At 72.6% G+C, this 14605-nt stretch carries 10 protein-coding genes and 1 pseudogene; 2 read left to right on the plus strand and 9 right to left on the minus strand.

Features of this window, described 5'->3' with window-relative positions:
* Nucleotides 1-190 precede the first annotated feature (190 nt).
* The 4 genes from ABTX62_RS21580 to ABTX62_RS21595 are packed head-to-tail and all read right to left on the minus strand — an operon-like array spanning nucleotide 191 to nucleotide 10438.
* The gene (locus ABTX62_RS21580) at nucleotides 191-2335 is read right to left on the minus strand and encodes a DEAD/DEAH box helicase (protein ID WP_352117671.1); all 2145 of its coding nucleotides are present in this window, start codon (nucleotides 2333-2335) and stop codon (nucleotides 191-193) included.
* On the minus strand, nucleotides 2332-3684 hold the full coding sequence (gene brxD / locus ABTX62_RS21585) for a BREX system ATP-binding protein BrxD (protein ID WP_352117672.1): 1353 nt from the start codon (nucleotides 3682-3684) through the stop codon (nucleotides 2332-2334). The genes ABTX62_RS21580 and brxD overlap by 4 nt, the downstream gene beginning before the upstream one ends.
* Nucleotides 3681-6413 (minus strand): BREX-2 system phosphatase PglZ, encoded by a 2733-nt coding sequence (pglZ, locus tag ABTX62_RS21590; protein ID WP_352117673.1) that lies wholly within the window; start codon nucleotides 6411-6413, stop codon nucleotides 3681-3683. Before pglZ ends, brxD begins: the two co-directional genes overlap by 4 nt.
* Nucleotides 6413-10438 (minus strand): DUF6079 family protein, encoded by a 4026-nt coding sequence (locus tag ABTX62_RS21595; RefSeq protein WP_352117674.1) that lies wholly within the window; start codon nucleotides 10436-10438, stop codon nucleotides 6413-6415. Before ABTX62_RS21595 ends, pglZ begins: the two co-directional genes overlap by 1 nt.
* A 216-nt stretch (nucleotides 10439-10654) precedes the next feature.
* Between ABTX62_RS21595 and ABTX62_RS21600 the strand changes: the two genes are divergently transcribed.
* Both ABTX62_RS21600 and ABTX62_RS21605 read left to right on the plus strand, forming a co-directional pair.
* On the plus strand, nucleotides 10655-10933 hold the full coding sequence (locus ABTX62_RS21600) for a type II toxin-antitoxin system Phd/YefM family antitoxin (RefSeq protein WP_352117675.1): 279 nt from the start codon (nucleotides 10655-10657) through the stop codon (nucleotides 10931-10933).
* Nucleotides 10930-11187: a Txe/YoeB family addiction module toxin gene (locus ABTX62_RS21605; RefSeq protein WP_352117676.1), complete on the plus strand. Its 258-nt coding sequence runs from the start codon at nucleotides 10930-10932 to the stop codon at nucleotides 11185-11187. Before ABTX62_RS21600 ends, ABTX62_RS21605 begins: the two co-directional genes overlap by 4 nt.
* A 22-nt stretch (nucleotides 11188-11209) precedes the next feature.
* On the opposite strand, the gene ABTX62_RS21610 is transcribed toward ABTX62_RS21605, so the two are convergent.
* The 5 genes and pseudogenes from ABTX62_RS21610 to ABTX62_RS21630 form a co-directional block, all read right to left on the minus strand.
* Complete coding sequence (locus tag ABTX62_RS21610) at nucleotides 11210-11680, minus strand: ATP-binding protein (protein WP_352117677.1); 471 nt, start codon at nucleotides 11678-11680, stop codon at nucleotides 11210-11212.
* A 141-nt stretch (nucleotides 11681-11821) separates the two neighbouring features.
* A pseudogene (locus tag ABTX62_RS21615) lies at nucleotides 11822-11941 on the minus strand (prevent-host-death family protein); the annotation flags it as partial.
* Nucleotides 11942-11961: 20 nt separating this feature from the next.
* On the minus strand, nucleotides 11962-12426 hold the full coding sequence (locus ABTX62_RS21620; protein ID WP_352117678.1) for a type II toxin-antitoxin system VapC family toxin: 465 nt from the start codon (nucleotides 12424-12426) through the stop codon (nucleotides 11962-11964).
* Entirely contained in the window at nucleotides 12413-13234 is an 822-nt protein-coding gene (locus ABTX62_RS21625; protein WP_352117679.1) for a hypothetical protein, read from the minus strand. Before ABTX62_RS21625 ends, ABTX62_RS21620 begins: the two co-directional genes overlap by 14 nt.
* A 347-nt stretch (nucleotides 13235-13581) precedes the next feature.
* Nucleotides 13582-14571 carry a hypothetical protein gene (locus ABTX62_RS21630; RefSeq protein WP_352117680.1) on the minus strand — a complete coding sequence of 330 codons (990 nt, stop codon included), beginning with the start codon at nucleotides 14569-14571 and terminating at the stop codon, nucleotides 13582-13584.
* Between the last annotated feature and the right edge of the window lie 34 nt (nucleotides 14572-14605).

The following is a 14605-nucleotide window of genomic DNA, read 5'->3' on the forward strand; positions in this document are numbered from 1 at the left end:
CCGTGCCGTCCGCCGGTCGGGGAACCGGCGCACCGGTCAGCGCCCTCCTACACACCGGAGCAGAAGGGGGTGGCGATGAGCCGGGCGCTCTACGAGGAACGGTCCAGGAGCCCACTGGCGCGCACCGCGGAACTCACCGAGGACCGGCTGCGCAGAGGCGGCCGGACCACACCGCTGGACGAGCTGAACCTCAGCCGTCCGAACGCAGGAGGAATCGGACCGGCTCCGCCAACACCGCACGTGACCCGGCAGCATCCCCCAGCCGTGCGGCGAGCGTGGCCTCCGCGAGCCGCACGGGCAGTGCCTCCGCGAACTTCAGGCCTCGCACGGCGTGCGGGTCCACGTCCGGCAGTGTCAGGCCCGCGGCGGCATCCGCCACCGCCGTCCGCCACGACTGCGGGGTGACGTCGTCGCGCAGCCGGATGAAGCGGTCGTCGAGGAGCCGGTGACGCAGGGCGACCGACGGAAGCGACGCGGCCAGGGTCGCGTTGGCCCGGTGCCCGGCCCAGGTCCACCAGCGCACGTCGCCGTCGCCCCGGCGGGTGATGACCGGGCCGGCCGGGTGCACCACCTCCAGGTACTTCTCCCGGGCCGCCGCCAGCCGCGCCTCCGCCCTGCGCGTCAGGGACACGGGCGGGTCCCCGCCGAGCAGCACGTCACGCGCGGCACGGGCCAGGGTGAAGGACCGGACGCGCTGCGCCCCGAAGCCGCTCCACTTGGCGCGTCCGCCCTCGTCCACGGGTTCCACGAAGCAGCGTCTACGCCGCCAGTCGATGTACGTCACCAGCCAGCTGCGGCCCGCCAGCAGCAGCTTGCGCGGGCCGTCGGACTCCTCGGTGAGCAGGTCCGGGTCGGTGCGGCCGATCTCGGTCCGTCCGCTCAGCACGGTGAACTCGGGCGGCGCGGTGAACGAGGCCGTCAAGTTCATGAAGTGCCGCTGGCCGAAGCGGCGTTCGGCCTCCGGCCCGATGAACAGGGTGCCCGAATCCCGCTCCAGATAGCCCTGTTCCACCAGGTGCCGTACGACGGGTTCGGCGGAGGTGCCGAACACGCCGAGGCCACCCCACCACTCCTGCCACAGGTTTTCCCCGACCCGGTGCTCCTGGAGGCACAGGGCGAGCAGCTGCTGGGCCACGAGGTGGCGCGGTTCGGGAGGCGGTGTCACCGGCTCCACCCAGCCGTGTGACCAGGCCAGCAGCAGGGCGGCGCAGGCCAGGAAGCCCTCGTCGTCCAGGGCGAGGAAGAGGCAGTTGCGCCGGGTGCCGGGGCGGCGTCCGGTGCGGCCGAGGCGTTGCAGGAACGAGGCGACCGTCGCCGGGGCGTCGAGCTGGATCACCCGGTCCAGGTCGCCGACGTCGATGCCGAGTTCGAGGGTGCTGGTGGAGACGATGACGCAGTCCCGGGCCTCGGCGAACGCCGCCTCGGCACGGCGTCGTTCGTCGGTGGAGAGGGAGGCGTGCGAGAGGAAGGTGGTCACGCCCCGCAGCCGGAGCTGCTCGCCCAACTCCTCGACGGTGCGCCGGCTCTCGCAGAAGACGAGGCGCTTCTCACCTCTGTGCAGGGCCGAGATGACGGTGGCGGCATTGGCGACGGAGCCGACGTAGTCCAGCTCCACGTCGCCCGGGGGCGGGGACGAGGGCGTGACGCGGATGCCGGTGTCCGGCACCTCCACTCCCGGAGCGACGACCCGCCCCGGCCGCCGTCCCAGACCCGAACCCTGCAACCAGTCCAGCAGCTCACGCGGGTTTCCCACGGTGGCCGACAGGCCGATGCGCTGTACCGGCCGCCCGATGACGCGTTGGAGACGTTCCAGCACGGCGAGCAGGTGCCACCCACGGTCGTCACCGGCGAACGCGTGCACCTCGTCGACGACCACGCTGTGCAGTCCGGAGAAGAAGACCCGGTGATCCACGTGGGGGCTCACCAGCATCGCCTCCAGTGATTCAGGCGTGGTGAGCAGGACGTCGGGGCGGTTCGCCAGGATGCGGCGGCGTCGGGTGGAGGCGATGTCGCCGTGCCACAGCTCCGCGGTGCGCCCCACCCATCCGCTGTAGGTCTCGACACGCGGATGCAGGTTGTTGAGAAGGGCCTTCAGCGGTGTGACGTACAGGATGCCGGTGCCCTTCCAGCCCTGCCGTTGCGCGCGGGTGAGCAAGGGGAACACGGCGGCTTCGGTCTTCCCGCCGGCGGTTGGTGCCAGCAGGACGGCGTCGTGTCCGGCGAGCACCGGCTCGATCGACTCCTGCTGCAACGGCCGCAGCGAGCGCCAGCCGAGGGAGTTGACGATGTGATGGGTGAGGATCGGGTCGAGCAGGTCCAGCGCCTCGCCGCTCACGGCAGCTCCAGCTCCACGTCGCCCGCACGTGCGGCCGCGTTGCGCTCCACCTCGTCGAGTTCCGCGCTGTTGACCGTGAGCGTGTAATGCCGCCGGGGGTCGAAGTCGTCGAAGGCGTCGACCCGGTCGAGGACATCGGCCACCAGCTTGCGCAGATAGAGCCTGGGGGCGATGCCCGCCTTTCCGCCCAGCGAACCGGTCACCGCCCGTGCCAGTTCGCCGAGGTAGGCGTCGTCCGCGCGCGAGGCGACGCGCTCGGGATGGCTGGCCGTCACCGTGTACACCTCCCGCACCTTGCGGCCCAGTTCGCCGAGGGACGCGAGATCGAAGCCGGTCAGCCGGAGCTGTACGGCGCGTGGGGAGTCGAAGCGCGGGTCGGTGGTGAAGTCGGTCGCCAGCCGCTGGGCGAGCGGTGCGAGACGCTGTACGCCCTGCTGGCCGTCGTAGAAGGCGGGGGTGCCGGTGATGACGAGGAAGAGTCCGGGGAACCGGCCCGCGTCGATCTCGTCGAGGAACTGGCGCAGCGCGTTGAGCGACTTCTCCCGTACATCGCCGCGCACGCGCTGCAGGGTCTCCACCTCGTCGAGCACGAGCAGAAGTCCGGGGTGACCGCAGTCCCGCAGGACGGTCAGCAGTCCCTGGAGGAAGCCGAGGGCACCGAAGTGGTCCAGGTCGCCGCGCACCCCGGCCGCACGCTTGGCCGCGGCGGCGACGGACTTCTGCCCGCCGAGCCACGCGATCAGAGCCTCGGCCCGGGCCCCGTCCCCGGCCGCCACGGCGTCGCGGTAGCCGCGCAGCGCGGCGGAGAAGGCGGGGGTCGTTCGGGCGACGTCGGCGAGCCTGCGCTCCAACAGCTCGTCCACGGCGCGGCCGAGCCCGGTCTCGTCGTCCTCCTCGGCCGCCCCGGAGTCGAGGACCTCCTCCTCCAGCGCGTAGAACCACGAGTCGACGACGGCGCGCAGCGCGGACGGCGGGTGGGTGGCGGTGGTGAGGCGCTCGGTGAGCCGCCGGTAGACGGTCTCCAGGCGATGCAGGGGTGTCTCCGTCTCGGAGATCTGCACCTCGCTGACGGCCAGGCCGCGGCGCTTGGCCCGCTCGGCGAGCCAGCGGGCGAAGAACGTCTTGCCGGAACCGTACTCCCCGCGCAGGGCGTGGAAGGCGGAGCCGCCGCGGGCGACGGTGGCCAGGTCGTCGTCGAGGGCTTCAGCGAACCGGTCGAGCCCGACGGCGAACAGCCCGAGCCCCTGGTGCGGCACGGTGCCGCGACGCAGCGCGTCGACGACGTCACGGGCGCGTGCGGCGCTGACACCGGGCCGTCCGTCGGACGCGTCCCCCTGGATGCTGCTCATGAAGTGGTGCCTCCGGTGAACTGCTGCCGCAGCAACTCCCTGTCCAGGTGGACGGTGCGGCCCGACTCCAGCAGTTGGAGTACGGGGTAGCCGTCGATGTTCAGAAGCCGCTCCAGCACGGTGACGAACCGCTCGGGGTTGCGCTGCGACTTGCCCGTCGCGGTCTGTGCCGCTGCCGCGACGGCGGCCGGGGAGAGCTTGCCGCCGGCGGTGAGCAGCGCGTCGAGCGCGGCGGCCACGGCGGTGTCGGAGGGCGGCAGTCGCACGAACTCGCGCTGCGACCGGTACGCCGCGCTGCGCACCGTCTCCTCGCCGAGGGTGCCCTGGCCGGGCTGCGGGAAGAGGCTCTCCTCCTGAGGGGCGGTCTGTTTGCGTCCGCGCCCCTGCACCCTCGGTTCGGGTGCGGACTCGGCGACCGGCTCCGTGCCGCCCCGCCACCAGTCGGGCACCGTGTCCTCGGCCGGAAGCGCCGTCCATCCGGTGGGGATACGGCTGTCGGACGGGACGAAGGCGAGCACGGGCACGGTGACCTCGGCCAGGGACGCGCCGCCGTGGTAACCGGCCTGGCGGGCGGTGTAGCGCAGGTCGTCGCGCCACGCCGCCGTGATCCGCCCGTCGGCCGCCCGCACTCTGGGCCCGGCCAGGTGGACCTCGCCGGGCCCGGCGTCCCCGGTGCGCCAGCGGGCTCCCTGCACGCCCTCGGCGGTGCTGGGGCCCGCGTCACGGGGGCCGCGGTCCAGCACGTGTCCGTGGTCGGAGACGAGCAGGACCGGCCGACCGCTGCCGCGGGCCGCGTCGAGGAGGTCGGTCAGTCTGGCGACGTCCGCGGTGCGCCACCGGGCCCGTCCGTTCTCCCGTCCGTCGGCGAGGGCGTCGTCGATGGTGTTCACGACCACCCCGACGATCCGCTCATCGTGGGCGAGTTCCTCCAGCAGCGCGGGTGCGAGCCGGTGGCCGGCCGTTCCCTCGTACCCGCCCTTGTGGAAGAGCACGGCGCTGCGCCTGCGCTTCTTCCAGAAGGCGGTGAACCCGGCGCGCTCCACGTCCTGCCCGCCGTCGGCGGCGGTGCCGCAGAGCAGGGAGGCGCGGCTGACACGCGTCACGGTGGGCAGCATCGCCACGGCGGCGAACCGGCCGGGCCGGCGTCCGGCGTCCACGGCAGGGCAGATCTCCGTCCATGCGCGCGGGTCCAGCCCCGCCGCGAGGTCCACGGCCACGTCGGCGCTCATCCCGTCGAGGACGAGGACCAGGGGCCGTCCACCGTCGCGGGCGAGGGGCGCGGCGACCTCCGCGAGCACGTCCTCGATCAGCAGGGCCCCGTTCGGCGCCTGCTGGGAGGCGGCCTCGGTCCAGGTGGCCAGGAGCTGCGCGAACTGTTCGTCGAGTTGCCGCCGCCGGTCCCGAACCCGGCTGATGAGCCGGTGGTACGCCTCCCCGAGCACCCCGTCCCGGGAGGCGTCGCCTTCGGCCAGGATGCCGGTGGCCAGGTCGACCCGGCCGGTGGACCGCAGGTGCTGCCGTACGGCCTGTCCCACCGAGGAGACGGCGGGTTCCGGGGCGTCGAGCCACCGCACCAGGCGTACGGCGGTCCGCGCGCGTTCGGTGGACTCGCCGTACAGCGCGGCGAGCTGGTGGTCGGCGAGCCGGCGCAGCGCGTCCTGTGCGGCCCCCGGACGTCCGTCGAGGGTGGTGGCGAGGTCGCGCAGCCGGGTCCGGTACCCGGAGGGCAGGAGCCGGTCCTCGGTGAGCAGCGGTGTCAGCCGTGCGGTGCCGGCGAGCTGGTCGGCTCGCTCCAGTACGGCGACGACGCGGGCGCGGGCGTCCGCCCCGGCGGGGCCGCCCGCCTCCGCCTGGGCGATCCACCGGGTGAGCACACCGGTGGCGGCGGCGGCGAAGGGCGTGAGCGCGTCGAGCGAGCCGAGCGCACTGCCGAAGAGGGTGCCGAGGGCGAACCCCGCGTCGGCCGCGGCCGGGCAGCCGAGGGCCGCCGCGGCGAGCGCGCCGAGCGGCAGCGCGTCCGCTCCGCGGCCGTCGGCTGCCAGGGCGAGCAGGGTGGGCGCGGCGGGCCCCGTCACTTGAGCCAGCCACTCGGTGAGCCCGGCACGTTCCGGTTCGGCCAGTTCGGCGAACCGGCGGGGTCCGGCCGGGCCCCGGCTCCAGTCGAAGAGGGTGTCGGCGTCCAGGTCGAGGGAGTCGGCGCCGGTGTCCCCGAGGCCGGTCCGGGCGGCCAGCAGGGCCCGCAGAGCCCGGTCGCGGGTGAGGACGCCACCGACGCGTGGCCAGCCGCCGGACGGCTCGGCGTCGAGGAGGGCGTCCAGCAGCCACTCCTCCCGGACCATCCGGGTGTCGAGGTTCTCCGCGCCGAAGAGCTGGGTGACGATGCCGGCCCGGTCCACGGCCAGCGGGCGGCGGCGCACCGCGTGGCCGCGCAGGTCCCAGCCGAGCTGGTCGGCGGGCACCCTGCCGGTGACCACGAGGATGCCGTCCCCGTCGGGGCCGGTGCCGGTGAGGTGGCGCTGCCAGGCCTCGGTGATGCCGAGCGGCGAGTCCTGGTCGGTGACGTGCACGGGGCGTGCGGTGCCGTCGATCTGGACGGTGAAGTCCCGCTCCTTGTCGCCGTCCGCCCACACGGCGTCGACCAGCACCAGCCGCCGCCCCTCGGCGCGCGGCAGCTCCGCCTCCAGCAGCACTTCGATGGCACGCCGCCCGGCGGCGGGCCGCGTGGGCATCAGCGCACCTCCCCGGAGTCTCCGGGCGCGCGGGGGCCGTCGGCCTGCTCGGTGTCCTCAGCCGTGCGGGTGCGGTAGGCCGCCCTCGGGTCCTCGGCCGTTCCCGGGGTATGGGCCGCCCAGGAGTTTCCCGCCTCCCGGTCCGCGCCCGCCTTCTCGGCCGGCCGCCACACGATCTCGACGTCGGCGTCCGGGTGCGCGGCCCGGAAGGTGCGGATCTCCTCCTGGACGGCCGCCAGCTGCGCCGCGAGCCGCTGCTCCAGCGCGGTCGCGTCACCCCCGGCGGGGATCAGCCGGCGCCCGGAGCGGCGCGGCGGCGTACCGTCCCCGTCCCCGGCCGTGTCCGTGTCAGTGGACGAGTCCGAGGGGGTGTCCGGGCCCGCCTTCGGCTGCGGCGGTACGACGGGGTGGGAGGTGGCCACCTCCGGCTCGCTGACCCGCACGTCCTGGGCGGCGGGCTGCGGCGGCCGGTCGGTGACGACGCTCTCCACCTTCAGCGCCGCGTTGATGATGGCGTTGGCCTGCTCCCGGACCCCCGGGAGCACCTGCACCAGGGACCGTTCGAACTCGGAGGCACGCGCGGTCTGCGCGATCTCGGTGAACAGCCGCCGGGCGCGGTCGCCGACGCCGTCCTCGCGGCCGGTCAGCCCGTGCACGTTGCGCAGCGCGGGCCAGTCCGTGGCGTCCAGCGCCGCCAGCACCTCGCCCGCGCTGCCCATGGCGGTGTTGAGATCCCGCTCGCCGGTGGCCGGGGAGAAGGCGGCCAGCTCGCGCACCAGCGCGGTGGCGTCGCCGCCGTGCCGGGAGAGCCGGGCCAGCAGCCCGGCCGCCTCGCGCAGGATCGCGGTACGGGGAGCGGCCTCACCGGGGGCGTCGAGTCCGAGCAGCGCGGCGTGCCGCTCCAGCGAGGACCGCACCCCGGCGACGTCCCGCTCCCACGCCTCGGCACGGGCGCGCAGGTCCTCGGCGAGCCGGTTGACGTTGCGCGCGTACAGCGCGGGTTTGGCGGACACCCCGAACAGCCGGGCGGCCCGCTCCCGGGCCGCCGCGTACTCCTCGTCGCTCGGCAGCGGCTGCGCTCGCAGCGACCAGCCGGGGCCGATCTCCTGGAGCGCGGGCGCCTCCCGCTCCGGGCCGCCCCGCAGCACCCAGGCACGGTCGTCGAGCAGTGCGTAGGCGGCGATGAGGAGGTTGCCGGTGAGCTTGTCGAGTCCGGCGTACCCGAGATCCTTGGTGATCCAGGTCCGGATGTCCTCGACGTCGAGGTCGCCGCGCTGCCGGTGCCCGGCCGCGACCTGGTTGACGCGGGTGCGCCAGTCGCTCCGCATCACCAGCGGCCCGTCGTGCACGGTGCCGAGTTCCAGCGGTTCCACGATTCGTTTGACGGTCTTCAGGTGGTGGCTGTCGACGTTGTTGGCCCGTCCGCCCTCGTCCATCGCGCGGGTGATCCACTCCAGCGTGGTCCGCAGTTCGGCCGGGGTGACCGCCTTGCGCTGCCCGGTGCGGTCGGTCCCGAAGTCCGGGTGCTTCGGGTACAGCGCGGAGAACATGCCGTCGGAGAGGTGCAAAACGTTGGCCTCGAAGCCCTTGCCGCCCTCCTCCCTGGGCTGCGCGAACTCCGGCTGGAGCGACAGCACATGGCGCCCGTCCGGCACCTCGGGCCCGGGGTTGGAGTCGGTCGGCCGGGCCAGGCCGTAGACCTCGGCGAGCGCACCGGTCAGCTGGTCGGTGAGGGTGTCGCGGGCCACCTCGAGCTGTCGCCGCACCTTGGCCCGGTCGTCGGGCGGGAAGGTGCCGGTGTAGTCGGCGAGCCGGTCCCGCTCCAGCAGGAAGGTGATGCGCATCAGCCGGCCGAGCTGGGCGCGGCGCTGGTCGGAGAAGAAGTCGGTGAGCCACACCAGCGTCGGTGCGGCACCGGCCTTCTTCAGCTCCTCGACGCGGTGGTAGTCGTCGCTGGGGTAGTGGTCGCCGTCGTCGAAGGGGTAGTCGACGACGAACCGCACGTTGCCCGCGGTCGCCGGGGTGAACTGCTCGTCGGGCAGGTCGGCCCGGTCGCGCACGTTGCCGAAGACGAACTCGGCGATGCGCCGGGTGCCCCGCCAGACGATCTCCTTCTCGGCGACGAACTGCCCGTCGCGGACACCGATCGCCTCCCACAGCCGGTCCCGCAGCCACACCCGGCGCACACCCGCCTTGTCCTCCTCGGCGACGGCCTCGAGCAGCGGCTCGATGTCGAGGTCGGACAGGTGCAGCGAGAACACCGGGTCGGCCTCGCCGTCGGAGCGCACCTCGGACGGGAACGCGGCCTGGAGGTCCCGCATCCGCCGCACGACGACGTCCCCGGCGGGCACGGTCCGCGAGCGCACCGAGCCGTGGTTGAGGGCGGCGAGCCGCGCCCCGGTCAGCCGCCGCAGCGCGGGCACGTCGGGGGCGAGCGCGCCGAGCAGCATCGTCTTCACGAACCGCTCGTCGGCCTGGAAGTCGGCGTGTGTGTCCGAGCCGTACTTCTCCAGCAGGTGGGCGCGCGCCTTCGCGGCGAACTTCACCGCCGCCTCCGACTCGCGCTTCAGCTTGTCGGTGAAGGCGGCCCCGCTGCCGTCCACGAGGACGTCCCACAGGTCGCCCAGCGGGATGAGCCGGCCGACGGCGGCGTCGGCGTTCCGTTCCAGCAGCTGCTGCACGAGTTTCAGACCGGTCCGCTCCCGCTGGAGCGCGCCGGACAGCGCGACCAGCACGTTCAGCAGCGCCGGGGAGAGCGGGTACACGGCCCGGAAGTCCGTCCAGTCGGCCTGGGTGGCGCCGCTGCCGTCGAGCAGGATGTCCTTGACCTGCTGCCCGGTCCGGTCGATCTTCGCGAACTCGGCCTCCAGGACCGCGTCCTTGCCGGGCAGCGGCTTCAGCACCCGTTCCTTGATGATCTCCGGCAGGTTGCGGTCCTCCAGGTCGACCGTGTCGAACCGCTCGTTGAGGTATTCGAGTGCCTGTTCCATCGCCTTGACGTCGGCGCCGAGCACGTCGGAGCCGACGAGCTGGGACAGGTCGCGCTGACGCGAGATGAACGACACGATCGGCACCGGCCGGTCCGCGTCGCCGGACTCGATCAGCTTCACCAGCTTCTGGATCTCGCTGTTGACGAAGGTCCGGTCCCGCATGTGCGCCTGGAGCCACAGGACCAGCTCGTCGAGGAAGAGCACCACGCCGTCGTACTCCAGTGAGCGGGCGTGCCGGCTGATCGCGGCCAGTCCGTTCTCCAGCGGCACGTACTTCGCGGCGTCACCGCGCGCGCTCTCCGCGTACGACCGCATCGGCCCGGTGAGCAGGGCGGACTCCAGCCGCTCCCGGCGCGCGTCACCGGCGGGCGCGGTGAAAGCCTCGTCCAGCTCGGCCGCGGTCCAGGCGCCGCCCGCGCCGATGACCTGGAGCTCGTCGTCGTCCTCGTCCGCCCCGCCGCCACCGCTGTCGGCGGGCAGCAGCCGCACGAAGGCGTCGTCGCCGAGCTGCTCCCGCATCCGGCGGGCGTCGGCCAGCATGGCGTCGGAGCGGAACACGGTCGGCGTCGGCGCGTCCGGGTGCTGTTCCCGTACGGCCCGTACGTACCCGCCGAGCAGCGCCTCGTCGAGGTTGGCCGCGCCCACCAGGTGGTAAGGCACCATGAGGAACCGCCGCCCGCGCAGCCACTCGTCGTGCTCGGCGATGACCTCCCGAAGACGCGGCTTGGCACGCGCGGCGGGTTCGCCGTTGAGCACGGCGTGCAGCACGGTCAGGAAGTGGGACTTACCGGCGCCGAACGATCCGTGCAGGTAGGCGGCGTACGAGGCGTTCTTGCGGACGGCGCCGCGGATCAGCTTCAGCGCCTTGCCGAACTGCTCCTGGAGCTGCGGCGTGACCACGTACTCCTCGACCCGCCCCGCGGACCGGCCGCTGAACCCCTGGGACAGCTCGACCTTGAAGTCGCCGGCGTAGACGTCCTCCTTGATGTCGAGAACGTCCCTCAGTACGACCGTCTCGCCCGCGCCCCTGGCCATCAGCCGCTCCCACTCCCCACAGCACACGCCCGGCCACCCCCGCGGCCGGGCCTCGTTCCGGGCCCCACGGTGAAACCGGGGCCCCTTACAGCTCTCCTTATCCTGCCAGCCGGGGCGGGAATCCCGGTCGGGAAGGCCGAGGCCGTGCGACTTGTACCGGGTCCCTGTACCATTCGATTGGTACGAGATTTCGGTACCAGTCTGAGGAGGAGCGGCATGTCCATCACCGCCAGTGAGGCCCGGGCCAGGCTTTTCCCGCTGATCCAGCAGGTCAACGACGACCATGAGCCCGTGGAGATCACCTCCAGGGGTGGCAACGCCATACTGATGTCGGCCGACGACTTCCGTTCCTGGCAGGAGACCGTCTACCTGCTGCGCTCGCCCGCCAATGCCGCCCACCTCATGGCGGCCGTCGCCGCGGACAAGGCCGCCGACACCCCGGTGATCACCAGCAGCATGGCGGAGCTGGAGGCCATGGCGGAGGACGGCGAGTGAGGGACGTCCGGTTCCGTCCCACCGGCTGGGAGGACCTGTTGTACTGGCAGGCCGCCGACAGGAAGCTCTTCCGCAAGCTCGTCCGCCTGATCGCCGAGATCCAGCGGGACCCCTTCACGGGTATCGGCAAGCCGGAGCCGTTGAAGGGCGACCTGTCGGGCTACTGGTCGCGCCGGATCGACGACGAGCACCGCCTTGTCTACCGGGCCACCGAGAAGGAAGTCGTGATCATCAAGGCCCGGTACCGCTACTGACGGTGCGGGGACCGTCCCCGGCTCACCCGAGGACCGGCCCGGCGGCTACCACGGCCCAAACGGTCTTGCCGGGGGCACCTGGGCGTGGGGCCGTTCCCCACTCCTCAGCCAGGGCCGCCACCAGGACCAGCCCCCGCCCGCCGTCCTCCCCGCTTCCGGCGGCCCGCATCTCGGGCAGCCGCTCGCCCCGCACATCGCTCACCTCGATGCGTACGTGCCCGCCGTCCTCCCGGCTGAGTCGCAGCTTGGCGTCCCGGCCGGGGACCCGGCCGTGGGTCGCGGCGTTGGCGGCCAGTTCGGCCACGATCAGCTCGACGGAGTCGTGCGCCGGGGTGCCGTACCGCCAGCCCCAGGCGTCCATCTGGCATGAGGAGAGCCGGCGGGCGAGCCGGGCGCCGCGGGGCGAGGCGGTGAAGCGGAATGAGAACACCGTCTGATCGGCGAGCGGGAGCGGCAGCGCGGACCGCCGCTCCGTGCGGGGGGAAGTGGTCATGCCCCGAAGATCCCGCGCCTGTCCCCCCGCTCACCAGGTACGACGCCCCCACGGCGGCCGTCTGTCGGGGCGGCGGGCGACGGTGTCGGGCCTGTCGGGGGTGACCTTGACCTCCGGGCAGGCCGGTGGGGGCCGTGCGCGTCAGGGCTGCCGGCTGCGGAGCAGAACGGCCATCTCTTCGAGGGAAACCGAGCCCTCAGTGCCTTCGGACTCCGCTTCGTCGGCCAGCCGGTTGAGCCATGTCTCTTCGGCGTCCTCGGCTGAGCGCTCGCAGGGCGAGCTCAATCGGTGTCCGAGGCGGAGAAGAGTCCCGGGCCGCCGTACTCGAAGGGTGTGCGCAACAGAACCCCCTTGCACATGTCCCCGGGCGTGAAGTCGCGGAAGTTGCGTGATACGTAGACGTCGGCTCCGGCGAAGATCGCGCTTGCCAGATGGATGGCGTCCAGTCCCCGGATCTTCGGTTTCTCCGCCGTGATGTCGTTGGCGATGAGACCGACTCGGCGTGTCACCTCCACCAGCGTGATGTAGGGCTCCTGGAGCAGGGTGCGAATACGTAGCCGATGGGCGCTCGCGGAGGTACCGCGTGCTTCGGCCAGGGTCACGGTGGACGTGTAGAGGCGTAGGTGCCCGGCTTTGGCGGCCCGCAACAGGCTCTCGGCTTCGCGCGGGCAGCCCGTGCCCTGGGCCCAGTCGATGAAGCAGTTGCTGTCCAGGTAGACCGACTCGGGGCGGTCAGTTTCCCTCACGCAGAGCCTCCACGTAGTCCACCGAGTCCTGGCCGTCGGTCATGTCCGCCCAGAAGCCGGCCCGCAGCTCGTCGTCCGAGAGTTGCGGCTCCGTCGGAAGGAGTGCGATCTCTCGCGCCCGCATCCGCACCACCTGCCCGTAGGCGTTCTCGGTGATCTCCCCCGTGATCTCCACCCGGTCGCGTCGCCATGCCCGCCGCAGGTCGGTGTCCAGATCGTCGTCGAAGTAGACGGGAACCACTTCGCCACCGACCTCGGTTCGCAGCACGGCCCGGGGGCGGTGACGCCTCTCCTCCACAAGCCCGCTGAGGCGTCCACGTCGTGAACCGAACGTGCGCAGCCTCGCACGGGTGGCGGCCTGGAGATGAAGCGCTGTCCGCTGGGTGACCTCAGCTGTCCGCAGCGCGACTCCGTCAGCACGTACCGCGATGAACATACCGATATCGGGTGAGGCTCCGAGAGAGCGGGCGATCCGCTGCCCCATCGATGCCGCACGGGTGGTCCAGCCGGTCGGAATCCGTTCCGCGGTCTCGGCTTCCGCCAGCCCTGACACGGCTGTGTGCAGCACCCGCTCCACGACCCGGTAATCGGAGTGCTCACCGATCCGCAGGGGTTCGAGGACACACGTCACGCTGCCCAGACCCAGCTCGCTGAAGGACCACCGGGTGTGGTGGCGGCTCGACCGCTCCGTCTCGGTGTTCTCCAGCTCGCGCAGCAGTGACAGCACGCTCTGCACGGTGCGGAGTGACTCCTGCGCGTCCATGCCGGCGTGGGGGCCTCTCAGCTTCACTTCGAGCTCCGCGCTCATGTCACGCCTCCTTCCCCCTGCACGCGTTCCGATCACGCCACGGTACGCAGTGCCCGAGTCCATGGTGACGCTCAGCCCCGGCGCTTTCACCCGGACGAGAGGGATCGGACAGGAGAAGTGGCGAAGAATATGCATCCGTCCTGCCTGACAGCCAAGGGTTCGGCAGGGTGGGCTGGGCGTGCCGGGGGCCCGTCATGGCGGTATGCGGTCACTTCGTACCTCTTGGTGACTGTTCGGAGCTGCTGGTACGTGTACGGAGATCACCATGCTTCTTCTGGCGAGCCGGTGCGAGGCCCGCCAGGAGTTCAGACGGGCCTCTGCTTTTTGCGGCGATGTTCCCGCTCTGCTCAGACGTGTTCCTTCAGCTGGTGCGCCACCGTGCCGCTGTCCAGCGGCCCGGCATTGGGTGGTGGCGAGTCGAGGCAGCGACGGCAGAGGTTTTCGTCGCCCATGGGCCGGAAGAGGGTCGCTTGTACGTGGTCGCCCTCGCATTCGCGGAGGGCGGCGAGGCGGCTCGATGGGCGGGCGGCGGCCGGAGCGGTGCCGCTTGGGGTGGGTGAGGGTGGCACGTCCCGGAGCAGATAGCGCAGGAGGCCGCCGGGGCGGTGGACGGGGGTGCCGTCGTCGGGGAGGCCGCGCAGGATGTGCGTGCGGATGTCGGTGGGGGTGTGACCGGCCGCGAGCCAGCGGGAGACGTGCCGGGCCAGTTCGTCGTACATGCCCCGGGGGATGCGGCGCAGGTCGGGGGAGAGGCGGGGGAGGGCGGCTACGAGAGCGCGGGCGGCTTCGGGGGCGTCGGCTGCGTGCGGAGCGGCGTCCGGCTGCGGTTCCGCTTCCGGTTCCGGCTTTGGCTCTGGCTCCGGCTCGGCGGGACGGTGGGAGGTGTTTTCCCCGGGGTCTGTTCTTGGATGACCGTCGGTGGGCCGAGGGGTCGGAGCACCGGCCGCCGGAATGCGGGGACTCGGAGAGACCTGCGGCGACACGGCGGCGGAGGGCGTGTGGACGGGCATCCTGGCGAGGATCTTGACGGCCTCGGCGTCGCTCAACGGCACGTTGGACACGAGCTGTTGCGTCACCCAGTGCCCGCCGGGCCCCTGGACCCGCCGCTCGTGCACGAACCCCTCTTCCTTGAGCTGCCGCTTGGCCCGCGTGAAGGCGCACGCGCCGATGCGGGCGCGCTCGGCGGTGCGCGACAGGGGTTCGCGCGCCCCCTCGGGGAGCGAGAGCTGCCAGGTCAGCAACCGCACGGCGTCGGAGGACAGCCGGGGGTGCCGGATGAGGTCATGGGAGAACTGCGTGAAGGCGCGCGGGGGCGCGATATGGTGCCGGTAAATCACGGTGGAGTCCGTTTCCACTGGTGGTTCAGGCCCT

The sequence above is a fragment of the Streptomyces sp. NPDC096046 genome, from assembly GCF_040303285.1.
GTDB lineage: Bacteria > Actinomycetota > Actinomycetes > Streptomycetales > Streptomycetaceae > Streptomyces.